Genomic DNA, 20,842 nt, shown 5'->3' with positions numbered 1-20,842 from the left:
TTGTCGGGTGGTCGTCGCTGGTCTGCCGCCGAGTGCTAGTGCCCAGCCACACCTGATGTCCGCTCCGTCGCGCGCTCTCCGTGCTTCACTTAGCGCGATGTCCAAGCTGGAGGGAGCTCGGAGAATGGGAAACGTCGCAAAGGTGGCGGCAGTTGTAGTCGTCCGCAACGCCGAGCGCATCGTCCAGGTCGCGAAAGATTCACAGGTACAGAAGGCGGCCACGGATCTCGTCAAGGCCGTCCGTAGAGCTTGGTGATCTGTCGTTCGTAGGTCCGCGAAGGACAACCGAGGGCTGTGACGCGAGCGCTGCACGGGCGGTGGCAGCCGCGGGCGCTGGCCCCGGCGGCTTGGCCGGTCCGGGCGAGGGCAGCCGCTCTCAACGCGGCATGTGCGGACGTGCGAGGCCCCCGACGCCTATGCTCCCGGGCGTGCCCGCTAACCGCTCGTGGACGTCCTTGGGAGCGTTCGTGTTCGCCTCAGCGGGGCGGGTCGCGCAGTGAGGATCGACCAGTTCGGCGACTACCGGACGGCCACCTACGAACGCACCCTTACCCGTGACGACCTTGCCGAGATGGCCGACCGGGGTGTCGTTGCCGTCGACTTGCTAGGCCACGACCCGCAGATGGACGTGCAGGCATCCGTCGACGTGCTGGCCGAGGCCGGCCCTCCGCTCAAGGCCTTCAATGCGCTGTGGACGAAAGTCGTCCCAGTGGTCCCGGAGGCGCTGCTGCGCAATCTCGAGCAATTGAGCCTGTCCGGCCGTGCGGGGCGCCGACGACTGCAGACTGGTGCGCTGCCGGCCCTTAAGTCGTTGCATGCGTCGGCCAGTTTGATCGAGGGCAGTCTGAGCGCGTGTCCAAGCCTGGAGCACGTTTGGCTGGACAGCTACAGGGCGTCAGACCTTGCCGTGCTGGACGGGTGCAAGAGCCTGAGACGGGTACGGATCAACGGCAGGCGCACCCGGCTGCGGATGGGGTGGACGGAGCCGCCGGCGATATTGGAGGAGTTGGAGACGGACAGCGTCTTCCCGGCGGGCATCGACGGACTCGGCCAACTTCCGGCCTTGCGCAGGCTGGACCTATGGGCTACCCAGCCGCCGGCGCAGCCAGACGATCTGGACTTCGCCGTGCTGCAAAGCTGCCCGGAGTTGGATTACCTCCATTGTCGAAATGTTGGTCGAGTGCGCAACGCCGAAGCGATCGCGGACCGGGCGTGGCGCTCTTTCGTGCACGACTGATCTCAGAACATCCTGACCGGTGAGCTGCGGCCCGTAGAGCCACCGTGCCGTGCGACACGCCAACCCGGGCACCAGCCGCCGAGCACTCAGCGGCACGAGCGCGACGGGATGCGCGGCCGCCGGGCGGTGCACCGTGACAGCGGCATGAGCGAGCGCCTGGCTCGTGGCCGCTTGCGCCCGCACGACGCTAGCTGCAGCACATATCCGAACTAGAACTCGAAGAACGGAAGGGCGCATAGCAGTAGCGCCGTAATGATCAACCATGGCGACCGGCGAACAATTTGCCTTCCCCGCGCGCTGAGTTGCGACCTGTCAAGCGACCTGTCGGCTTCGAAGATGAGCAAGCCGGGGCGACCCAGCGTTACGATGATGGTTCCGGCGTAGGCAACGGCCATCATCAGCGCCGTCGATTCTGGCGCCGGATAGCCCCTAATCACGCCCTTCACATGCGCAGCGACACCCAACGCGGCGACGGTAGACGTGAAACTGACAACACGTGCGGTGCCGACGTGCTTCTCCTCGCGCGCTATCAACGCGAATAGCGCGATGCTGGCGACCAGCGCCGCCACATAGGTCACGTGCGAGCACCAGCCCTTCCTTACCGTCCGACGCGCGAGTCGAGTCCCTAGCGCCGCCTCGACCGACCACACAACCACCTGAGCGATCCGCGCGTAGCCGAGTCGACCTGCGTCACGGGCGTCGGAGCATGCTCCGCCGACCTCGCACTCATCGGCACGAGCGCGGAGCCGTCCGGTGGACGGCCCCCCTGCGCCGAGAGCCCGCGACCGCGTAGCGGCGTGTGCGGACGCTGCCGGCGCTCAGAACAACCGTGGAAGCCGCCGCCTGAGGGCGCTCAACGAGCGCGGTTGCTCGCGGGTGCTCGGCGTGTTCGGCGCCACCCTCAACGTGTCCCGACGAAGTGACGGCGAACCGCTCAGCAGCGCATCGGCCTCTTCGGTGACCTCGCGCTCGAACTCCTCGAACGTCACTCCGGTGTAGTCGGCCTCGTCGTACATGTCGCTCAACTCGATGAAGACACCAGCATCCGGTGTCCCCTCGATGCCGATGTGATTCTCGACCCAGTTCGCGAACTCCCGCGCTGTCACTCGTTGCGCCCGAAACCGCCGCGCCATGGCCCTAAGGGCTGCGTCCTGCCGGTCCGCGACCAGGAGCTCAGCTATCCCCAGCTCCTCCATGGTTGCCTCGACCAGGCCCTCCAACACCGACCACGACTCCTTCGGAGAGGCTCCCGCGAGCTCGCGCAGCGTCGGAGAGTCAACTCCGTCGACGAGGCACTGAGTCGCTGCGTCGATCACGTCACCGACTGTCTCAGGCACAAGCCGCCAGATGCTGACAGCATCCGCCAGTAGCGACGTACTTGAGTCACTCGCGCCATCGCTCATGGAGGCGATCCTCTCAGCCGTTTGATCTGGCATCGCGCGCGGAGTGTGGCATGTCCGGACGCCCCGCTGAGTCACGTACCTCGAGCCATTCGGCGGCGCTCGGTAGGCGTCGCGACACCAGCGGCTGCCCGAATAGCGGACGGAGTCGTGTCGACGGCCAGCCATGGCGCGTCGGTGCTACGAGGGTGCCCTGTGCGACACCATGCAACGGCGACATGCAGGCGGGCGGTATCTTCACCGCTCAGTGCGGGTAGGCGCCATACGAGACCCCTGCCGCCTGAGGCGTCTTCCGATGGCACGTCCAGGCCTTGCCAAGAGGCCGGCACCCCCGCCTCCCGCGCCAAACCCACGAGGGTTTATTCGTCGGGACCGCCGATCGCCAACGACCAGTCCGCTGTGGCGAATTCGCTAGTGACGAGCCCCTCGTCACCGCCGATAGATCCTGAGGCGACGTCGTCCGGGAGGAGCGCGAAGACGGTGATATCGGTCGTCTTCCTCGCGGCATAAAGGCGCCACTCGATACCCCACATCTGTGTTTCTGGCAGATCAAGGGTTGCGCCGGCGAACGGAGCGACGCGGCTGGTTAGTGCGTCGACGACGAGCCCTCCGACGTCCGCCCAGACCAGGACCTGCGCGCCGGTCGCCATGGTGGACTGACGTGACGGGTCCTGCCGGGTGGCTCCGGCTACGTCGATGCCGGCTCTCAACGGGCCGAGTGGTGTAGCGATGCTGACAGTGGCGCCCATGAGCCCATCGTGTCTGGCCAGCTGGCCGGGAGCGCGCCCGAACGGCGGCTGTTTGTTGCTCGGGTGCTGGCTGGCCGGTCAGTCTCGGGTAGGTGCCCGGGCCGGGTCGCTCTGATCGCGGCTGCCCACCGGTGCGTTCGGTGTGGCTCTTTCATGGAGTGCGTCCGGGCCGGGCACCGCGGCGGGGGTGTGGCTCACGAAGGGTCTGCTCTGCTCGAAACAGCGTTGCCCGTCCCCGCCTGCGCGTCGGTCAGCCCTGGCCGGCGCCGGTTCTCAAGGTGGAGGACGGCATGCACGAAGCACAGCACGAGGAAGGGCTCGGCTCCGGCGACGTGGTCGTCATCGGCGTTGACCCGCACAAGGCGTCGGTGACCATCGAGGCCCGCGACACCCGAGAGATCCTGCGGGCCACCGGCACGTTCCCGACCACGGCCGCCGGGCACGCCGCGATGGTCAAGGTCGCCCGGCAGTGGCCCCGGCGCGTGTGGGCGGTCGAGGGCGCCCGCGGGGTCGGACGCGCCCTGGTCGCCCGGCTCGTCGCGAGCGGGGAGCGGGTCGTCGACGTCCCGGCGAAGCTGTCGGCCCGGTCGCGGGTGTTCGACACCGGGCAGGGCCGCAAGACCGACTCCCACGACGCGCACGCCATCGTCATGGTGGCCCTGCGCGACAAGCGACTACGGGAGGTCGTCATCGACGAGGACCTCGAGGTCCTGCGGCTGCTGGTCGACCGCCGCGACGAGCTCGCCGCCGCCCGCACCCAGTCCCTCAACCGCGCGCACCGGCTATTTGCCGAGGTCACACCAGGTGGGGCGCCGACGAAGAAGTCCATCGCCCAGTACCAGGCGCTATTGGCCGGCATCCGCCCGCGCGACGCCGCAGGCCGGGTGCGGCGGCGGATGCTGGCCGAGGAACTCACCGAAGCCCACCGTCTGGACGTGCGGGTCAAGGAGCTCACCGCCGAGATCAAGACCGCCGTCCTGGCCCGCGGGTCGCACCTGATGGACCTGCCCGGCATCGGCCCCGCCGGCGCGGGACGGATCTTGGCCGACGTCGGGGACGTGGCCAGGTTCCCGTCCCGGCACCACTTCGCGTCCTGGACTGGCACCGCACCGATCGACGCCTCGTCCGGTGCCCACCAACGCCACCGGCTGTCGCGGGCCGGGAACCGGCGGCTGAACCACGTGCTGCACATCGCCGCGACGGTCCAGATGCGCCACCAGGGCACCCTGGGTAAGGCGTACTACGACCGCAAGAGGGCCGCCGGAAAGCGACCGCTGGAAGCGATGCGGTGCCTCAAGCGGCGGCTGTCCGATGTCATCTACCGGCAGCTCGTCAGGGACGCCGTCGACACCGAGACGACAGTGGTCGAGGCGGGTCCGGGAGGGCACAGCGGGGCGACTCTTCAATCCAGCGCGGCCGGCCTGCCCCCGCACACCGGCACTTCGGACCAGCCACTTCCCGGACCCGCTGCCACCACGCTAGCGACGCCGGCGGCCGCCCGACAGGTCCGCATCACGACCGGTTGACAGCCGCCGCAACAGAAGGGAGCCATGACCGTGCATCGTCCGTCGTCCGGGCGTCGCGATGGGGTACGCCCTGTGCGACGCATCTGAGCTGCGAAGTGGCGACCGTGGATGATGCTCACGAGTTCCGATGGGGCAGCACGAGGCCATGGGTGTTCGTGTCCGGTGGCGGAGTGTCCGTGGCCACGATCGGGTCGCGATGGTGCAAACCTACGAGCAGTCGGGACCGGCCTCCACCAGTCGCATGCGCATGTCAGTGGTGACCTCGCCGATCGCGCCGCCTTCGGTGCGGTATCGCACGCTAGCCGGTGGGCGTCGAGCGGCACCTGACAGCCCGCTCCCCTGGCCGAGTCGAGACCGCCGATAATGGACATTATGACATTGCGACCGCTGGGCGCGTGATCCCCCACTGCTGCGCGCGCCGGAGCAGTGGCCAGGTCGTCGAGCTTCGAGCGAACGAAATCGAGACCAGCGGCGGGTTGAGGGACAAAGCGGTGAACAGTTCCCCAAGATCCCGACGACCTGACCGTCGACCTGGGCTGCGACGAGGGCGATCGGCCTCGATTGCTCGTGTAGGCGCCGGGATCCACGTGCGGCATCCGCCAGGCGCCCGCGTGCGAGCCGAAGTCGTTCCCCAAGAACGTGCCCAGGATCATGCGTCGTTCCGTCATCAGTGGTTCTCCGGTCTCACGGTGTGCGCCGGGTCGTCGTGGCCGGGGCGACCGGTGTCGACCCCGTGCGCTCGATGCGCGGCGCTACTGGGCGGACCCGTCCAGCAGCCATCGCGTGATGGTCAGGCGCATGAGCACGAGCGGGCCGGCCACGGAGTGGTCGGTGAGGTCGTACCCGCTGTACTTCCGGGCGTAGCCGGCGACGATGCTGGGGTGCTCCTCGGGGTCGTCGATGAGTTCGACGCTGGTCTGCGCGACCAGGGTGCGCGGGGCGGAGCCGTCGATCGCGATCGCGACCCGGTCGTTGCGGCTGACGTTGGCGACCTTGCGACTGGAGGGGGCGCTGGCGACCCAGATGCTCTCGTCGTCGTGGATGAACCAGACCGGCACGGTGTGCGGTGAGCCGTCGGGTCGCACGGAGGAGAACCAGGCGATCTGTGCGTGCGTGAGCCGTTCGTCGAGATCGTGGTGCATGGGGTCGGGAACCTCTGTTCTCGCGTTCAGGTGTGGGAGCGCTGCGGACGACGTGGGCGGGCGGCTCGCACTGCTGCGGCCGCCCGCCCATGCCGCGACGGTCAGATGGTCGCGGCGTCGATGACGAACCGGTAGCGGACGTCGGACTTCAGCACGCGCTCGAACGCGGTGTCGATGTCGGCCGCGGTGATGAGCTCGACCTCGGGTGCGATGTCGTGCTCGGCGCAGAAGTTGAGCATCTCCTGGGTCTCGGTGATGCCGCCGATGGAGGAGGCCGAGAGGGAGCGGCGGTTCGCCATGAGGGTGAAGACCGAGACGGGCAGCAGCTCGGCAGGGGCGCCGAGGTTGACCATCGTGCCGTCGAGGGCGAGCAGCGACAGGTACGCGTGGAGGTCGACCGGTGCGCTGATCGTGTTGACGATCAGGTCGACGTTGTTGGCCAGCGTCGTGAACGTCTCGGCGTCGCTGGTGGCGTAGTAGTGGTCGGCGCCGAGGCGCAGGCCGTCGTCCTGCTTGCTGAGGGTCTGCGACAGCACGGTGACCTCGGCGCCCATGGCGTGGGCGAACTTCACGGCGAGGTGGCCGAGGCCGCCCAGACCGACGACGGCGACCTTCGTGCCGGGGCCGACGTGCGCGTGGGCGAGGGGCGAGTAGGTGGTCACGCCGGCGCACAGCAGCGGGGCGGCGGCCTCGTAGGGGATGTTCTCGGGGACGCTGACGACGAAGTCCTCCACGACGACGACCTCGGTGGCGTAGCCGCCCTGGGTGATGGTGCCGTCACGGTCGACGCTGCCGTAGGTGAAGGTGGCACCGTTGAGGCAGTAGTTCTCCAGGCCGGCGCGGCAGTTGTCGCACTCCCGGCAGGAGTTCACCATGCACCCGACGCCGACCCGGTCGCCGACCTGGTGCCGGGTGACCGCGGAGCCGACCTCCGCGACGGTGCCGACGATCTCGTGTCCGGGCACGAGCGGGTAGGTGGCCGGTCCCCAGGCACCGCGCACGGTGCTGATGTCGGAATGACAGATGCCCGAGTAGGCGATGTCGATACGCACGTCGTGCGGTCCGACCGTGCGGCGCTCGATCGTGGTCGGGGTGAAGGGATCGGTAGGCGAGGTGGCGGCGTAGGCGCGTGCAGTCGTGGTCATGACATCCATCAGAACGCCGCGCACCGGAACGTGGCAGGGCTGCTTGATGGAGTCACTCGCAGTGACTCCCGCATCCTCCGAGTCGCACCTAGAGTCGAAATCGTGGACAACAGGACCGAGATGCGGGAGTTCCTCGCGACCCGACGCGCGCGGATCCGCCCCGAGGACACCGGGCTCCCCGCCGGCGGCGGCGCCCGCCGGGTCCCCGGCCTGCGCCGCGAGGAGCTGGCGGTCCTGGCCGGGGTGAGCGTGAGCTGGTACACCCGGCTCGAGCGCGGTGACGCGGTCGGCGCGTCGGACGAAGTACTGAACGCGATCGCCGACACGCTCCAGCTCGACGACCTGGAACGTCGCCACCTCTTCCACCTCGCCCGCGGCAGCCGCACCAATCCGCACCGGACGAGGGCTCGGCAGCCATCTGCGCCGGCCGTCCGCTCGACGCTGCAGCTGATCCTCGACCAGATGGCCGACCTGCCCGCGATCGTCCAGAACGACCGGGCCGACGTCGTGGCCACCAACGCGCTCGCGCGAGCCCTGTACTCCGGCCTGCTCTCCAGCCCGGTCAGCGCCCACAACCACGCCCGCTACATCCACCTCGACCCAGGTGCGCGATCCTTCTACCGCGACTGGGACCAGGTCGCCAGCGACAGCGCGGCGATGCTCCACATGGCCGCAGCGACGAACCCCCTCGACGCCGACCTATCCAACCTGATCGGCGAGCTCGCCACCCGGTCCGAGGACTTCCGCGTCCGATGGGCCGCGCGCAACGTGCACGAGCACCGCGCGGGGACCAAGCGGGTCCACCACGAGATCGTCGGAGACCTCGACCTGGCCTACGAGACCGTCGCTCTCGCGGGCACGCCCGGCCTGACGATGTACGTCAACGCGGCCGAGCCAGGCAGCCCCTCCGCCGACGCACTGCACCTACTCGCCGCGTGGTCGATGCCGACCGGACAACAGGCCCGGGTGCAGGCGAAGGAGCACCGCGCCTGACCGCAACGCCGCCTGGAATGTCGTACTCGGTCTGGAGGCGAGCTGGACGCTCCCGGGCTGGACGCGGGTCTTCGGTCGGAGGACGCTCGTGGCACACCTCGTCGTGGGGGCGGCGGTGCCGTCCGATCAGAGGGGGCGCACGTGCGTCGCACGAACCGAGCGATCATCACCGCCGCGGCGGTGACAGGCCTGGCAGCCGTGGCCGGTGCGGCACCGGCTCAGGCGCAGTACCCGGGCGAGAACGGCCGGGTGTCCTTCATCCAGCAGGTCATGCTCGAGGTCCCGTGCTTCACCGGGTTCGAGGGCGAAGGGCCGGCCCCGTTCACCGACGCGGGGGCCGGCAGCATCGCCTACTCCCCCGACGGCCGCGAGGTCGCGGTCACCACCGAGGACGGCCTGTGGGTCGTCGTCACGGCCGACTGCACCGCTCGCGAGCTGGCCAGCGGGTCGTTCACGGGTCTGGCGTGGTCCCCGGACGGTGATGAGATCGCCGTCGGCGGCTCGAGTCTGCAGGTCCTCGACGCGGCCACGGGAACCCTTCTGCGGACGATCGCCACCGGCACGAATCCGACGTGGAGCCCGAACGGCTCGAAGATCGCCTACGAGCGTCCCGAGGGGGTGTGGGTCGCACCCTCGCAGGGGCAGATCCGCCCCGATGGCACGACGGTCGGCGCCAAGCTCCTCGTCCCGGGCGCCGGGCAGCCGGACTACTCCCCCGACGGCAAGCGCATCGCGTACGTGCGCGACGAGAGGATCGCCCACGCCAAGGTGCCCACCGGCGCGCGGGAAGTGGTCCTGGACGAGTACCTGGCCACGGACGTCGTCTGGTCACCGGACGGTCGGTTCTTCCTGTACGCCGGCGGCTCACCGTCCCGGCCCGACGACAACGCGGACTGCCAGATCATGACCGTCTCCGGCGTCCACCTGTCGACGGTCGAGGCCGAGGACCCCTGCTGGGCGCCGGCGTGGCAACCACTGGCCGCCGGAGCCGCCGGGCCGCCGGTCGAGGAGGTTCTCGGGACGCTCGCGTCCATCAACGTCAGGGCCAACACGATCCGCCTGACGGACGGACGCGTGCTGCGGTACGACTCGAACGACCTCCTCATCCCGCAGCAGGGCTACGACGCCATCGTCGACGAGGAGACGAGCGAGATCACCTGTGAGCTCTGGGACGCCGGCGCCGAGGACGTCATCGATCGCTTCGCGCGGAACGAGGCGACCTACTCCGTGTCCGGCACGGTGTACGCCGACCGGCGGGAGATGTCGGTCATCATGGTCTTCGCCGACACGTGCGACGGCGTGATCGGCCCCGCCGACACGTTCTGACAGCGTGCGCGCACACCCCGGTGGCCGACGACGGAGGCGGAACGCTGGGCGGAGCACGATCAGGACGCGGCGAGCCTGGTCCGACTCGCGCTGAGCGTCCTCGGTGGTGTGGTGACGGCACACCGCCCACGTCGATGTGCTCGAACCGGACGCCGGGCAGGGGTCAGGACCGGTGCGCGGAGCGGCCTCCGGCCGGGTCGTCGTCGGTCGCGGGGCCGTCGGCGGCCCGGGCCAGCAACGAGGCGAGCTCGGCGGACGGCTGGACGAGGCGGATCTCCGGTGGCATCTCGACACCGGCGGCGTCGAGTGCCCGGGCGACCGCCTCGATGACCCGGTCGCGCGTCTCGATCGCCTCGAGCTGGCGGGCCCCGGACCAGAACCGGACGTCGAAGTTCACGGTCGACGGTGCGAGCTCCGTCAGCAGGCACTGCGGCGCTGGGTCCGGGGTCACACCCGGCACGGCCTGGACCGCGTCGAGGATCAGCGACCGGGCCCGCGCCAGGTCGGTGGCGTAGTCGACTCCCACGACGACGGTCGTGCGGATGTGGGTGTAGCCGGTCTGCACCGTGAGCACCTCGCCGTGCACGGTGCTGTTCGGCACGAGGACCCGGCGGCCGTCGAAGGTGCGGACCACCGTCTCGCGGAGGTTGACCTCCTCCACGGTCCCCCGCACGTCGGCGACCGCGATCTGGTCCCCGGCCCGGAAGGGCTCGCGCAGCAGGATCAGGACGCCGGCGAACAGGTTGGACAGCACGTTCTGGAAGGCGATCCCGATGGCGACCGAGGCGATGCCGAGGCCACCGAGCACGTCGACCGGCTGCACGCTGGGGAACGCGATGGTCAGCCCCACACCGGTGGCCAGCACGCCGAACCCGTAGGCCACCAGGGTCGAGAACACGCGCGCGTAGGAGTCGGTCCGCCGGCGACGCCACCACCAGTGGGTGAGCACGCGCAGCAGCCTCGCCACCAGGAGCCCGACGACGATGACGGCGGCACCGAGCGCCAGCTGGATCGGTTCCACGGGCGGCAGGTCCAGCGCTGCCTGCAGGTCCGGCACGTCCGGGGCGTCCGCCCGCGCGAGCCCGGCGCGCGCGAGCAGCTCGAGGTCCATGCGCATGTCCGCGAGTCTCCCCGATCACCCCGGACGGCGCGCGTGCTCGGTCGCGCGGCCGCGTGCAGGTCGGCGCCCGGCGGAGGTCACTCCTTGGGGATGAGGATCCACAGGGCGATGTAGACGAGCTCGCCGACGCCGACGAGACCGAAGATGACGAAGCCCACCCGGACGAGGAGCTTCGGCAGCCCGAAGCGCTGGGCGAGACCGGCGCAGACGCCGGCGATGACCTTGCTGCGACGGGGTCGGACCAGTCGTGGGTTCATGCCGGCACGCTACGCGCAGATCGCCGCCCGGAGGCGGTCGCACGCGCCCGGCTGCACGACGGAGTGGCCGGGGGCCGCCGGGCACGCCATGGTGTGCGGTGTGAGCACCGCAGCAGAACACCTCGACGACGCCGCCACCGGCGACGCACACGGCCGCGACGACGACACCGGCACCGGCGACCGGCACGGCGGGCAGCGACGGGACCCGCAGCCGGCGCACCGGGGGCTGCGCTCGGACCGCCGGGATGCCCGGCTCGGGACGGCGTCGTCGATCGTCGCGACCTGGAGCCTGCGCTTCCTGCTCACGGCGGCCGCGCTCGCGGTCCTGTGGTGGGTGCTCGGGCGGCTGTGGGTGATCGTGCTGCCGCTGGCGCTGGCCGTGCTGCTGGCCACGGTGCTGTGGCCGCCCACCCGGCTGCTGCGCCGGGTCATGCCGGACGCACTCGCCTCCCTGCTGGTCGTCGTCGCGGCGATCGCCGTGCTCACCGGGCTGGTGGTGTGGCTGTCACCGCAGATCGCCACCTACGTCGAGGAGCTGGCCGACGCGACCACGGGCGGCCTCGAGGACCTGCAGAACCTGGTCACCGGTCCGCCGTTCAACCTGGCCGAGAACGAGGTGGGCCAGGCGGTCAACCAGGCGGTCGACCAGATCGGCGGCTGGCTGCAGGGCAACGCCCAGACCATCGCCGGTGGCGTGCTGTCCGGCGTCACCACGGTCGGCTCGATCCTGGTCGGGGCGCTGCTGGCCGTCGTGCTGTGCTTCTTCATGCTCAAGGACGGCCCCCGGTTCCTGCCGTGGATGTCCGCGCTCGCCGGCCCGCACGCCGCGCCGCACGCCGCCGAGGTCGCACGCCGGTCGTGGACCACGCTGAGCGGGTTCATCCGCGCACAGGCCCTCGTGGGTCTGGTCGACGCGGTCGCGATCGGCATCGGACTGCTGGTGATCGGTGTGCCGTTGGCGCTGCCGCTGTCGGTGCTGATCTTCTTCGGCGCCTTCGTCCCGATCATCGGCGCCACGGTCACCGGCATCCTGGCCGCGCTGGTCGCCCTGGTCAGCAACGGGCCGACGGCGGCGCTCATCGTGATCGCCCTGGTCCTCGTGGTGCAGCAGCTCGAGGGCAACGTGCTGCAGCCGATCCTGGTGGGTCACACGCTCGACCTGCACCCGGCCCTGGTGATCCTGGCGGTCACGGCGGGCGGCTCCCTGTTCGGCATCGTCGGCGCGTTCCTCGCCGTGCCGGTCGTGGCGGTCGGGACGGCGATCGTGCGGTACGGGCGCGAACGACTCGACGGGCCCCACCCGCCGCTGCACGTCGACCCGCCTCCGCCGCCCGCACCCGCCGAGCCCCCGGTCGACGCGCCCGGGTCCTGACCCCGCGGGGCCCGGCAGCCGGGGGTCGCGCGTGGCGAGCCACGCGGCGGCACCACCCGGGGCGCCGCCGCCCGGATGAGATCCTGGGGTCCATGACCGACCACGACCCCGATCGTCCCCGGCGCCCCTCCCCCGCACGCGGGCCCCACCCGGCGGCGCCGGGCCCGGCACCGGCCGCTCCCGGCACCGCGCTGCGGGACCGCTGGTGGTGGTCCCCGACCCTGGCCCTCGTCATCGGCGCCGTGGTCGTCGGTTACCAGCTGGACGCCCTCCGTGGGCCGGACCCGGTGTGGCTCAACTGGCTGGTCGCCGGCCTGGGGCTGGCGGCGGCCGGGTACGGCATCGTGACGCTGCTGCGCGCCTACCGGTCGCGCTGATCGTCGCGTCCGGCCGCCCGGTGGTCCGGCTCGGACCGGGCGACGTCGGCCATCTCCTCCTCCGGCCGCGGCGGCACCGTCTCGTCGGGCTCGAGCTGCGGGACGTCGTCGTGCGACGGGGACTGGGACATCGGGTGGTCCTCCGGGTGCGTGCGTGACGGGCAGGACCGGCGGGTGGCCGACCGAAGGCCCGCGCCGGGATGACGCCACGGTACGTCGGTCGACCGACACCGGCGCGGGCTGCGCCGCACAGGTGAACCGCGCGACCGGACCGCGTGTCCTCGGCCGTGCTGGTTGCACGACGACGCCTGCAAACTCCTAGGCTGGCCCCCTTGCGTTGTCCGCCGGCGTCCGAGGAGTGAAGAGCGCGTGCTCGAAGGTAGTCCCTGCACCGTGCTCGTCGACGACGAGGAGGTCGCCCACGGCACCGTCCGCGTCGACAGCGGTCTGTCCCTGGAGGTCCGGCTCCACGACGGCGTCGACGGCGTCCCCGAGCCCGGCGCAAGCATCGTCCTGCGCACGTTCGAGGAGTCGCGCGGGCGCCGCGACTACGCCGTCGTCGTGCGCACGCGCCAGGACGAGCTGCTCGTCCTGGACGAGCTCGCCCTGCTCTCGGCCTACCAGCAGCGCGCCATCGTCCGGGTCGGCACGGACCTGAGCGTCACGCTGGAGTACCAGGTCGTCGACGACCGGCCCGTCGACCTCGACCCGCCGATCGAGGCCGCCATCATCGACCTGAGCGCGACGGGGGTGCGCCTGCACTGCCACGTCCCGCTCACCGAGGGTCAGCGGGTCGGGTTCCAGCTGCGCACCGACTTCGACGACCTGTCGCTGGTCGCCGAGGTGCTGCGCCGCGAGGAGGCGCCGCGGGGATACCGCTACGGCTGCCGCCTGGTCGGCACCACCCAGCGCGAGGCCGACGCGTTGCACCGGTACGTGCTCAGCGAGCAGATCGCCCGGCGGTTCCGCGCCGGCGACGACGACTGACCCGGCGCGTCGCCCCGGGTCGGTCGACGTCGCCGTGGGTCAGCCGAGGGTGATCGTCTCGCCGCTCGGCACGCGGGTGTACTCGGTGCCGCCGGTCCCGGGGCCCCGCTCCCCCAGCAGCCCGTCGACCAGGGCCCGGCCGGCGTCGGCCAGGATCGCGTCGTGGATGGGCACGGCCCGGCGCGCGTCGACGGCCCGGACGTAGTCGATCGCCTCGGCGGTCTTGAGCCACGGAGCCGCGACCGGGACCAGCAGCAGCTCCACCTCGCCGTCCGGCACCGTGAACGCATCGCCCGGGTGCAGCACGGTTCCGTCCACCAGGTAGCCGACGTTGGCGACCTGCGGCACCTCCGGGTGGATGACGGCGTGCTTGTCCCCCACGACGTCCACGCCGAACCCGGCAGCGTCCACGTGGTCGCCCGGGCTGACGGTGTGCACGCGCCCGGCCACGGCGTCGTCGTCGCCCACCACCGCGCGGACCACGGCCTCGGGCGCCCACACCTGCAGCTCGGGACGGCCGGTGAGGGCGGCCCGGAGCTCGTCGGGGACGACGTGATCGACGTGCTCGTGGGTCACGAGCACGGCGTCGGCGCCCTCCAGGGCGTCGGTGGCGCTGAACGCGCCGGGGTCGATGACGAGTCGCGACCCGTCCTTGTCGAAGCGGACGCAGGCGTGCCCGAGCAGGGTGAGGTCCATGCCGCTCACCCTGCCACGGGCACGCCGGGCGTACCCGTCGAGAGCGGTCAGCCGACCACGAGGACGAGGTCGCCGCCCTCGAGCTGCTGCACCGCCCCGATCGCGAGCCGGGTGACCTTGCCGGCGACCGGCGTGGTGATCGCGGCCTCCATCTTCATCGCCTCGACCGTCGCCACCGTCTGGCCGGCCTGGACGCTCTGCCCCTCCTGGACCACGGGCGTGACCGCACCGGCGAACGGCGCCGCGATGTGCCCCGGCACGCCCGGATCGGCCTTCTCCGAGGTGGCCACGTCGACGTCGACCGTGCGGTCACGCACCTGCAGCGGACGAAGCTGCCCGTTGAGGGTGAACATGACGCTGCGCATGCCCCGCTCGTCCGGCTCGCCGACCGCCTCCAGGCCGACGAGCAGCCGCACGCCCCGCTCCAGGGCGATCTCGAGCTCGTCACCCGCCTGCATGCCGTACAGGTAGCTGCTGGTGGTCAGCACCGACACGTCGCCGTAGGCGGCGCGGGCCGACTCGTACTCCTTGGTGGGGCCGGGGAACAGCAGGTGGTTCAGCCGGTCACGCCGGGTGGCGGAGTCCCCCGCGAGCTCGGTGCGGTCCTCGTCCGTCAGCGGGGTGACGCCGTGACGCACGGTCCGCCCCGCGAGGGCCTTGGTCCGGAACGGCTCCGGCCAGCCGCCGGGCGGGTCGCCCAGCTCACCGGACAGGAAGCTCACCACCGAGTCGGGGATGTCGAAGGACGCCGGGTCCTCGGCGAACTGGGCCGGGTCCGCGCCGCGCGCCACGAGGTGCAGCGCCAGGTCGCCGACCACCTTCGACGACGGCGTCACCTTGACCAGGCGCCCGAGGATGCGGTCCGCGGCCGCGTAGGTCGACTCGATGTCCTCGAACCGGTCCCCCAGGCCCAGCGCGATCGCCTGCTGCCGCAGGTTCGACAGCTGGCCGCCGGGGATCTCGTGGTCGTAGACCCGGCCCGTCGGGCCGGGCAGCCCGGACTCGAACGGCCGGTACAGCCGCCGGACGGCCTCCCAGTACGGCTCGAGGTCGGAGACCGCGCGCAGCCCGAGGCCGGTGTCGCGGTCGGTGTGCTCCAGGGCCGCGACCAGCGCCGACATCGACGGCTGGCTCGTGGTGCCCGCCATCGCGGCGCTGGCGGCGTCGACGGCGTCGGCCCCGGCGGCCGTGGCCGCGAGCAGGGTCGCGAGCTGGCCGCCGGCGGTGTCGTGGGTGTGCACGTGCACCGGCAGGTCGAACCGCTCGCGCAGCGCCGTGACCAGCCGCGTCGCGGCGGCCGGGCGCAGCAGGCCGGCCATGTCCTTGATCGCCAGCACGTGCGCGCCGGCCTCGACGATCCGGTCGGCCAGGTGCAGGTAGTAGTCGAGGGTGTACAGGTCCTCGGCGGGGTCCAGCAGGTTGCCGGTGTAGCACAGCGCGACCTCGGCGACCGGGGTCCCGGCCTCCCGGACGGCCTGGATGGCCGGACGCATCTGCTCGACGTCGTTCAGCGCGTCGAAGATGCGGAAGATGTCGATCCCGGTCGCGGTCGCCTCGCGGACGAACGCGTCCGTCACCTCGGTGGGGTACGGGGTGTAGCCGACGGTGTTGCGTCCGCGCAGCAGCATCTGGATCGCGACGTTCGGCAGCGCCTCGCGCAGCGCGGCCAGCCGGTCCCAGGGGTCCTCACCGAGGAAGCGCAGCGCGACGTCGTACGTGGCGCCACCCCACGCCTCGACCGACAGCAGACCCGGGGTGAGCCGGGCGACGTACGGCGCGACGGCGACCAGGTCCAGGGTGCGGACCCGGGTCGCCAGCAGCGACTGGTGGGCGTCCCGGAACGTCGTGTCGGTCACGCCGACGGTCGACTGCGCGCGCAGCGAGGCCGCGAAGCCCTCCGGCCCGAGCTCCAGCAGGCGCTGCCGGCTGCCGTCCGGCGCGGGCGCCGAGAGGTCGATCGCGGGCAGCTTGACCGTCGGGTCGACGAGCGACGGCGCCGGACCGTTCGGCTTGTTGACCGTGACGTCGCCGAGGAAGGACAGCAGCTTGGTGCCGCGGTCCGCGCTGCGGCGCGCGGCGAGCAGCTCCGGGCGCTCGTCGATGAACGACGTCGCGAGGTCGCCGGCGACGAACGAGTCGTCGGCCAGGACGGCCTGCAGGAAGGGGATGTTGGTCCGGACCCCGCGGATGCGGAACTCGGCCAGCGCCCGCCGGGCGCGCCGGACCGCCGTCGGGAAGTCCCGGCCGCGGCAGGTGAGCTTGACGAGCATGGAGTCGAAGTGACCGGTGATCTCGGCGCCGGCGGTCGCGGTGGCGCCGTCCAGCCGGACGCCCGCGCCGCCCGGCGAGCGGTAGGCGACGATCCGGCCGGTGTCCGGGCGGAAGCCGTTGCCCGGGTCCTCGGTGGTGATGCGGGACTGGAGGGCGAACCCGTTGACGTGGACGGTGTCCTGGCTGATGCCGAGGTCGGCGAGGGTCTCCCCCGCGGCGATCCGCATCTGCGAGGACACCAGGTCGATGTCGGTGACCTCCTCGGTCACGGTGTGCTCGACCTGGATGCGCGGGTTCATCTCGATGAACACGTGCTGGCCGGCACGCTCACCGACCGTGTCGACGAGGAACTCCACGGTGCCGGCGTTCTGGTAGCCGATGCTGCGCGCGAAGGTCACGGCGTCGCGGCACAGCGCGTCGCGGATCGCCGGGTCGAGGTTGGGCGCGGGCGCGATCTCGATGACCTTCTGGTGCCGTCGCTGGACCGAGCAGTCGCGCTCGAAGAGGTGCACGACCTCGCCGGTCCCGTCGGCGAGGATCTGCACCTCGATGTGACGGGGCCGCAGCACGGCCTGCTCGAGGAACATCGTCGGGTCGCCGAAGGCGCTGTCCGCCTCACGCATGGCCGCCGACAGCGCTTCGCGCAGGTCCTCGCGGCGGTCGACGCGGCGCATGCCCCGCCCGCCGCCGCCGGCCACCGCCTTGGCGAAGACGGGGAACCCGATCCGGTCCGCCGCGGCGACGAGCTCGTCGACGTCCGACGACGGCTCGGAGGACTCGAGCACCGGGATGCCGGCCTCGCGGGCCGCCTTCAGCGCCCGGACCTTGTTGCCCGCGAGCTCGAGCACGTCGGCCGGCGGCCCGACGAAGGTGATCCCGGCGTCCTGGCACGCCCGGGCCAGCGCGGGGTTCTCCGACAGGAAGCCGTACCCGGGGTAGACGGCGTCCGCGCCGGCGTCCTGGGCGACGCGGATGATCTCCTCGATGTCCAGGTAGGCCCGGACCGGGTGACCCGGCGCCCCGATCGGGTACGCCTCGTCCGCCTTGAGCCGGTGCTCGGAGTTGCGGTCCTCGTGCGGGAAGACGGCGACCGTGCGGGCGCCGAGCTCGTAGGCGGCACGGAACGCCCGTACGGCGATCTCTGCGCGGTTCGCGACGAGGACCTTCGAGAACACGTCTGACTCCATCCGATCGGTCGGGTGGCGCACCGGGCGGACCCACGGATCGGCGGCGGACCTGCCGGTGGGAAGCCACGGCGTGCCGTCGGCTGTGCTGACGGCGGCGATCCTCCCACGGCGGGGTGACATGCCGCGTCACCGGTCCAGATGGCGTGCCGGGCCGCTGCCCGGTCCCGGGCGGAGCCCGACCGGACCCGACGGGAGCCGGCTGGAGCCGGCTCAGCCGGCCGTGCGGGCCTGACGTCGCCGGGCGAGCTCGTCCTCGGCGGCGGTCGGCACCTGCGCCTCGTCCTCCGCGCGTTCGGTCGGCAGCTCGGCGAGCGTGCCCTCGACCTCGCGCCACACCCGGCCGACCGCGATGCCGAACACGCCCTGCCCGCCCTGGACGAGGTCGATGACCTCGTCGGCGGACGTGCACTCGTAGACCGACGCGCCGTCCGACATCAGGGTGATCTGCGCCAGGTCCTCCACGCCGCGCTCGCGCAGGTGCGCGACCGCGGTGCGGATCTGCTGCAGGGACACGCCGGTGTCGAGCAGGCGCTTGACGACCTTGAGCACGAGGATGTCGCGGAAGCTGTACAGCCGCTGGGTCCCGGAGCCGGTCGCCGGGCGGATCCCCGGCTCGACCAGGCCGGTGCGGGCCCAGTAGTCGAGCTGGCGGTAGGTGATCCCGGCGGCGCGGCAGGCGGTCGGGCCGCGGTACCCCGTCGTCTCGTCGAGGTCGGGGAGCTCGTCACCGAACAACAGGCCCTGGGCGCGCTGCGGGACACCGCCGGCGGCCTCCAGGGACTCTCCGCTGCCGCTCACGCGTCCTCCAAGTCCAGACCTCTGCGCACCCGCCGGGTTCGGCGCTCCCGACCGGGTGACGACACGGGTCGTCGGGGTCGAGTGCTACGGATGTCATTCTGCACGCTAGGCCGACGCGGGGAGCCGGTCAACGACGCAGCCCTCGACACGCGGGCCGCGTGTCGCTCGCGGCGTGTCTGACCGTCGACCTGAGGTCGAAGGTCTGCTCAGGACGCGGTCAGGGCAGGCCGCCGCCCGGACCGGGGCCGCGTCCGGGCCCGCCGGCGGGGGGCGGGTCGTCGTCGCCCTCGTCGAAGTCCTCCGGGCTGACGTGGTCGAGGAACTCCCGGAACCGCTCGAGCTCCTGCTCGGCGGGCTTCGCCGACACCTCGACCCCGGCCAGCGCGACCACCTGCGCGGCGCACAGGACGGGGCTGCCGGTGCGTACCGCGAGGGCGATGGCGTCGGACGCCCGGGAGTCGACCCGCACGCCGGTGCCCAGGACGAGCGCGGCATGGAAAACGCCGTCGGTCAGCGACGTGATCTCGACCCGCGTCAGCCGGACGTCAAGGGCGGCCAGGACGTCACGCAGCAGGTCGTGCGTCATGGGCCGGGGGGCGATGACCCCGGCCTGCGCGGTGGCGATCGCGGTCGCCTCGGTGGGGCCGATGAGGATCGGCACGAACAGCTCCGCGGCCGGGTCGAGCAGCAGCACCACGATCTCGTCGTCGACCAGGTGCTGGCGCACGCCGACGACCTCGACCGGCACCATGCCCTCGTCGTCGCCCATCACAGCCCCACGCTACGACGCCCGCAGCGTCACGGCGCAAGGTCCGCGACCCCGGCGCGCACCATCACCGTGTGCAGCTGACCGCACAGCTCGCCGAGCTCGGCCGCGAGGGTCGCGGCGCGCGCCCGCGAGGAGCTGGTGTGCTGGCCGCGCCACGGCGCGACGACCTGCTCCACGAGGTCGACCTGACGGTCGGCGGCGGCCCGGAAGCCCCGCAGGTGGCGCGCGTCGATGCCGTGCTCGCGCAGTGCGGCGGCCAGCACGACGACGTCGCGCGCCCACAGGTCGAAGTGGCCGTGGGTGCCGGGTCGGAGCACGCCCGCCTCGACCAGCTCGGTGACCACGCTCTCCTCGACGCCCGCCTCCGCCGCCAGGGCGGCGGGGGTGAAGCGTCCGGCGACGGTGGGCGCCTGCCGGACGCCGTCGGCGGTCGCCAGGCGCGCGGGCGCGGGCGACTCGTCCTCCTCGCCGGCGTCGAGGGCGGCGAGCTGCTCGCCGATCACCTTCAGCGGCAGGTACCGGTCGCGCTGCTGGCGCAGCACGAACCGCAGCCGCTCGACGTCCGCGGGGCTGTACTGGCGGTAGCCGGCCTGGGTGCGCACGGGCTCGACCAGGCCCTGCTCCTCGAGGAACCGGAGCTTGGAGTTGGTCACCGTGGGGAACTCGAGCTGCAGCGCGCCCAGCACGTCGGAGATCCGCATGGAGGCCCGCCGGGAGATCCCGCGCGGCCACGGCTCGACGACGTGCGGGCGCCGTGGCGCCGACGACGCGTCGCGGCCGGGGACGTCGGACCGGGCGCGGTCCTGGGCCGGGCTCACCACCGGTCCCCAGACCGGCTCGTGCGCCGGCTCGTCCGCCGGTCCCGCAGGCTCCGCACGCGGCTCACGGCTGCGCGGGTGCGCCGGCGCCGCCCGCGTCCCGGCGGGGACTGGGGTGGAACGTCAGCCGGTACTTGCCGATCTGCACCTCGTCACCGCCGCGCAGCACCGCCGCGTCGATCCGGTCACGGTTGACGTACGTGCCGTTCAGCGAGCCGACGTCGCGCACCACGAAGTCGTCGCCCTGCCGCACGAACTCGGCGTGCCGGCGCGAGACGGTCACGTCGTCGAGGAAGATGTCCGCGTCCACGCTCCGGCCGGCGACCGTGCGCTCGGCGTCGAGCAGGAAGCGGGCGCCGGCGCTGGGGCCCCGCTGCATGATGAGCAGCGCCGAGGTCGGCGGCAGCGCTCGCACCGCGGCGGTGTCGTCCGGCGTCAGACCGGCGGGCGCCAGGGCCTCGGGCTCCTGGTCGACGGTGCCCAGGTTGCCGAGGTTGCCCAGGTTGACCGTGGTCTCGGCGCTGCTGCGCGACCCGCTGACGGAATGGGACCCGCCGTGCCCCGGTGTGCTGCCGTCGCGCACGGGATCGGGCACCTGAGGGCCGTCCGTCATCTCGCCTCCCGAGCGTGGTGGTGGTTCCGGCGGCGCGTGCCGGCACGGATGTGAGCACA

General features: G+C 72.0%; 21 protein-coding genes. 7 read left to right on the top strand and 14 right to left on the bottom strand.

Annotation, left to right across the window (positions count from 1 at the left end):
* Window positions 1-496: 496 nt before the first annotated feature.
* Window positions 497-1,237, top strand: coding sequence for a hypothetical protein (locus Q0840_RS06270; RefSeq protein WP_298457631.1), 741 nt, complete (start codon window positions 497-499; stop codon window positions 1,235-1,237).
* A 209-nt stretch (window positions 1,238-1,446) separates the two neighbouring features.
* On the opposite strand, the gene Q0840_RS06265 is transcribed toward Q0840_RS06270, so the two are convergent.
* The 3 genes from Q0840_RS06265 to Q0840_RS06255 form a co-directional block, all read right to left on the bottom strand.
* On the bottom strand, window positions 1,447-1,815 hold the full coding sequence (locus Q0840_RS06265; protein WP_298457629.1) for a hypothetical protein: 369 nt from the start codon (window positions 1,813-1,815) through the stop codon (window positions 1,447-1,449).
* A gap of 240 nt (window positions 1,816-2,055) precedes the next feature.
* Window positions 2,056-2,640 carry a hypothetical protein gene (locus tag Q0840_RS06260; RefSeq protein ID WP_298457627.1) on the bottom strand — a complete coding sequence of 195 codons (585 nt, stop codon included), beginning with the start codon at window positions 2,638-2,640 and terminating at the stop codon, window positions 2,056-2,058.
* Window positions 2,641-2,996: 356 nt separating this feature from the next.
* Window positions 2,997-3,386 carry a hypothetical protein gene (locus Q0840_RS06255; protein ID WP_298457624.1) on the bottom strand — a complete coding sequence of 130 codons (390 nt, stop codon included), beginning with the start codon at window positions 3,384-3,386 and terminating at the stop codon, window positions 2,997-2,999.
* Window positions 3,387-3,676: 290 nt separating this feature from the next.
* On the opposite strand from Q0840_RS06255, the gene Q0840_RS06250 reads away from it, so the two are divergent.
* Window positions 3,677-4,912, top strand: coding sequence for an IS110 family transposase (locus Q0840_RS06250; protein WP_298457621.1), 1,236 nt, complete (start codon window positions 3,677-3,679; stop codon window positions 4,910-4,912).
* 752 nt (window positions 4,913-5,664) lie between these two features.
* Here the strand turns inward: Q0840_RS06250 and Q0840_RS06240 are convergent.
* Both Q0840_RS06240 and Q0840_RS06235 read right to left on the bottom strand, forming a co-directional pair.
* Complete coding sequence (locus tag Q0840_RS06240; RefSeq protein WP_298457615.1) at window positions 5,665-6,054, bottom strand: pyridoxamine 5'-phosphate oxidase family protein; 390 nt, start codon at window positions 6,052-6,054, stop codon at window positions 5,665-5,667.
* Window positions 6,055-6,155: 101 nt separating this feature from the next.
* Window positions 6,156-7,199: an NAD(P)-dependent alcohol dehydrogenase gene (locus Q0840_RS06235; protein WP_298457613.1), complete on the bottom strand. Its 1,044-nt coding sequence runs from the start codon at window positions 7,197-7,199 to the stop codon at window positions 6,156-6,158.
* 102 nt (window positions 7,200-7,301) lie between these two features.
* Between Q0840_RS06235 and Q0840_RS06230 the strand changes: the two genes are divergently transcribed.
* The gene (locus Q0840_RS06230) at window positions 7,302-8,192 is read left to right on the top strand and encodes a helix-turn-helix transcriptional regulator (RefSeq protein WP_298457611.1); all 891 of its coding nucleotides are present in this window, start codon (window positions 7,302-7,304) and stop codon (window positions 8,190-8,192) included.
* Between the two features lie 141 nt (window positions 8,193-8,333).
* Window positions 8,334-9,518 carry a hypothetical protein gene (locus Q0840_RS06225; RefSeq protein WP_298457609.1) on the top strand — a complete coding sequence of 395 codons (1,185 nt, stop codon included), beginning with the start codon at window positions 8,334-8,336 and terminating at the stop codon, window positions 9,516-9,518.
* Window positions 9,519-9,681: 163 nt separating this feature from the next.
* Here the strand turns inward: Q0840_RS06225 and Q0840_RS06220 are convergent, their stop codons facing one another.
* Window positions 9,682-10,635 (bottom strand): mechanosensitive ion channel family protein, encoded by a 954-nt coding sequence (locus tag Q0840_RS06220; protein WP_298457608.1) that lies wholly within the window; start codon window positions 10,633-10,635, stop codon window positions 9,682-9,684.
* An 80-nt stretch (window positions 10,636-10,715) separates the two neighbouring features.
* Window positions 10,716-10,895 (bottom strand): PspC domain-containing protein, encoded by a 180-nt coding sequence (locus Q0840_RS06215; protein WP_298457606.1) that lies wholly within the window; start codon window positions 10,893-10,895, stop codon window positions 10,716-10,718.
* A 100-nt stretch (window positions 10,896-10,995) separates the two neighbouring features.
* Between Q0840_RS06215 and Q0840_RS06210 the strand changes: the two genes are divergently transcribed.
* The gene (locus tag Q0840_RS06210) at window positions 10,996-12,267 is read left to right on the top strand and encodes an AI-2E family transporter (RefSeq protein WP_298457604.1); all 1,272 of its coding nucleotides are present in this window, start codon (window positions 10,996-10,998) and stop codon (window positions 12,265-12,267) included.
* Between the two features lie 92 nt (window positions 12,268-12,359).
* On the top strand, window positions 12,360-12,644 hold the full coding sequence (locus tag Q0840_RS06205; RefSeq protein ID WP_298457601.1) for a hypothetical protein: 285 nt from the start codon (window positions 12,360-12,362) through the stop codon (window positions 12,642-12,644).
* On the opposite strand, the gene Q0840_RS06200 is transcribed toward Q0840_RS06205, so the two are convergent.
* Window positions 12,629-12,775, bottom strand: coding sequence for a hypothetical protein (locus tag Q0840_RS06200; protein ID WP_298457598.1), 147 nt, complete (start codon window positions 12,773-12,775; stop codon window positions 12,629-12,631). The genes Q0840_RS06205 and Q0840_RS06200 overlap by 16 nt on opposite strands.
* Before the next feature lie 238 nt (window positions 12,776-13,013).
* Between Q0840_RS06200 and Q0840_RS06195 the strand changes: the two genes are divergently transcribed.
* Window positions 13,014-13,631, top strand: coding sequence for a PilZ domain-containing protein (locus tag Q0840_RS06195; protein ID WP_298457596.1), 618 nt, complete (start codon window positions 13,014-13,016; stop codon window positions 13,629-13,631).
* Between the two features lie 39 nt (window positions 13,632-13,670).
* Here Q0840_RS06195 and Q0840_RS06190 read toward each other — a convergent pair whose 3' ends face one another.
* From Q0840_RS06190 to Q0840_RS06165, 6 genes are all read right to left on the bottom strand, one after another.
* A complete protein-coding gene (locus Q0840_RS06190; RefSeq protein WP_298457594.1) occupies window positions 13,671-14,327 on the bottom strand; it encodes an MBL fold metallo-hydrolase in 657 nt (218 codons plus the stop codon).
* Between the two features lie 47 nt (window positions 14,328-14,374).
* Window positions 14,375-17,773: a pyruvate carboxylase gene (locus tag Q0840_RS06185; RefSeq protein WP_298457590.1), complete on the bottom strand. Its 3,399-nt coding sequence runs from the start codon at window positions 17,771-17,773 to the stop codon at window positions 14,375-14,377.
* Between the two features lie 222 nt (window positions 17,774-17,995).
* Window positions 17,996-18,583 carry a MerR family transcriptional regulator gene (locus Q0840_RS06180; protein WP_298457588.1) on the bottom strand — a complete coding sequence of 196 codons (588 nt, stop codon included), beginning with the start codon at window positions 18,581-18,583 and terminating at the stop codon, window positions 17,996-17,998.
* A 217-nt stretch (window positions 18,584-18,800) separates the two neighbouring features.
* Entirely contained in the window at window positions 18,801-19,352 is a 552-nt protein-coding gene (locus tag Q0840_RS06175) for a bifunctional nuclease family protein (protein ID WP_298457936.1), read from the bottom strand.
* Window positions 19,353-19,381: 29 nt separating this feature from the next.
* On the bottom strand, window positions 19,382-20,071 hold the full coding sequence (locus tag Q0840_RS06170; protein WP_298457935.1) for a MerR family transcriptional regulator: 690 nt from the start codon (window positions 20,069-20,071) through the stop codon (window positions 19,382-19,384).
* Between the two features lie 163 nt (window positions 20,072-20,234).
* The gene (locus Q0840_RS06165) at window positions 20,235-20,783 is read right to left on the bottom strand and encodes an FHA domain-containing protein (protein ID WP_298457585.1); all 549 of its coding nucleotides are present in this window, start codon (window positions 20,781-20,783) and stop codon (window positions 20,235-20,237) included.
* Between the last annotated feature and the right edge of the window lie 59 nt (window positions 20,784-20,842).

The organism is uncultured Cellulomonas sp., assembly GCF_947494015.1.
Taxonomy (GTDB): Bacteria; Actinomycetota; Actinomycetes; order Actinomycetales; family Cellulomonadaceae; genus Pengzhenrongella.
The sequence above is the reverse complement of the archived record's forward strand: the minus strand, read 5'-3'. Positions and strand labels throughout refer to the sequence as shown.

What these genes read in the sequence shown, in the direction of transcription:
- Q0840_RS06260 (WP_298457627.1), bottom strand. Translation starts at nt 2,640, where the DNA reads ATGAGCGATGGCGCGAGTGACTCAAGTACGTCGCTACTGGCGGATGCT.
- Q0840_RS06255 (WP_298457624.1), bottom strand. Translation starts at nt 3,386, where the DNA reads ATGGGCGCCACTGTCAGCATCGCTACACCACTCGGCCCGTTGAGAGCC.
- Q0840_RS06250 (WP_298457621.1), top strand. Translation starts at nt 3,677, where the DNA reads ATGCACGAAGCACAGCACGAGGAAGGGCTCGGCTCCGGCGACGTGGTC.
- Q0840_RS06240 (WP_298457615.1), bottom strand. Translation starts at nt 6,054, where the DNA reads ATGCACCACGATCTCGACGAACGGCTCACGCACGCACAGATCGCCTGG.
- Q0840_RS06235 (WP_298457613.1), bottom strand. Translation starts at nt 7,199, where the DNA reads ATGACCACGACTGCACGCGCCTACGCCGCCACCTCGCCTACCGATCCC.
- Q0840_RS06220 (WP_298457608.1), bottom strand. Translation starts at nt 10,635, where the DNA reads ATGCGCATGGACCTCGAGCTGCTCGCGCGCGCCGGGCTCGCGCGGGCG.
- Q0840_RS06215 (WP_298457606.1), bottom strand. Translation starts at nt 10,895, where the DNA reads ATGAACCCACGACTGGTCCGACCCCGTCGCAGCAAGGTCATCGCCGGC.
- Q0840_RS06205 (WP_298457601.1), top strand. Translation starts at nt 12,360, where the DNA reads ATGACCGACCACGACCCCGATCGTCCCCGGCGCCCCTCCCCCGCACGC.
- Q0840_RS06200 (WP_298457598.1), bottom strand. Translation starts at nt 12,775, where the DNA reads ATGTCCCAGTCCCCGTCGCACGACGACGTCCCGCAGCTCGAGCCCGAC.
- Q0840_RS06190 (WP_298457594.1), bottom strand. Translation starts at nt 14,327, where the DNA reads ATGGACCTCACCCTGCTCGGGCACGCCTGCGTCCGCTTCGACAAGGAC.
- Q0840_RS06175 (WP_298457936.1), bottom strand. Translation starts at nt 19,352, where the DNA reads ATGGGCGACGACGAGGGCATGGTGCCGGTCGAGGTCGTCGGCGTGCGC.
- Q0840_RS06165 (WP_298457585.1), bottom strand. Translation starts at nt 20,783, where the DNA reads ATGACGGACGGCCCTCAGGTGCCCGATCCCGTGCGCGACGGCAGCACA.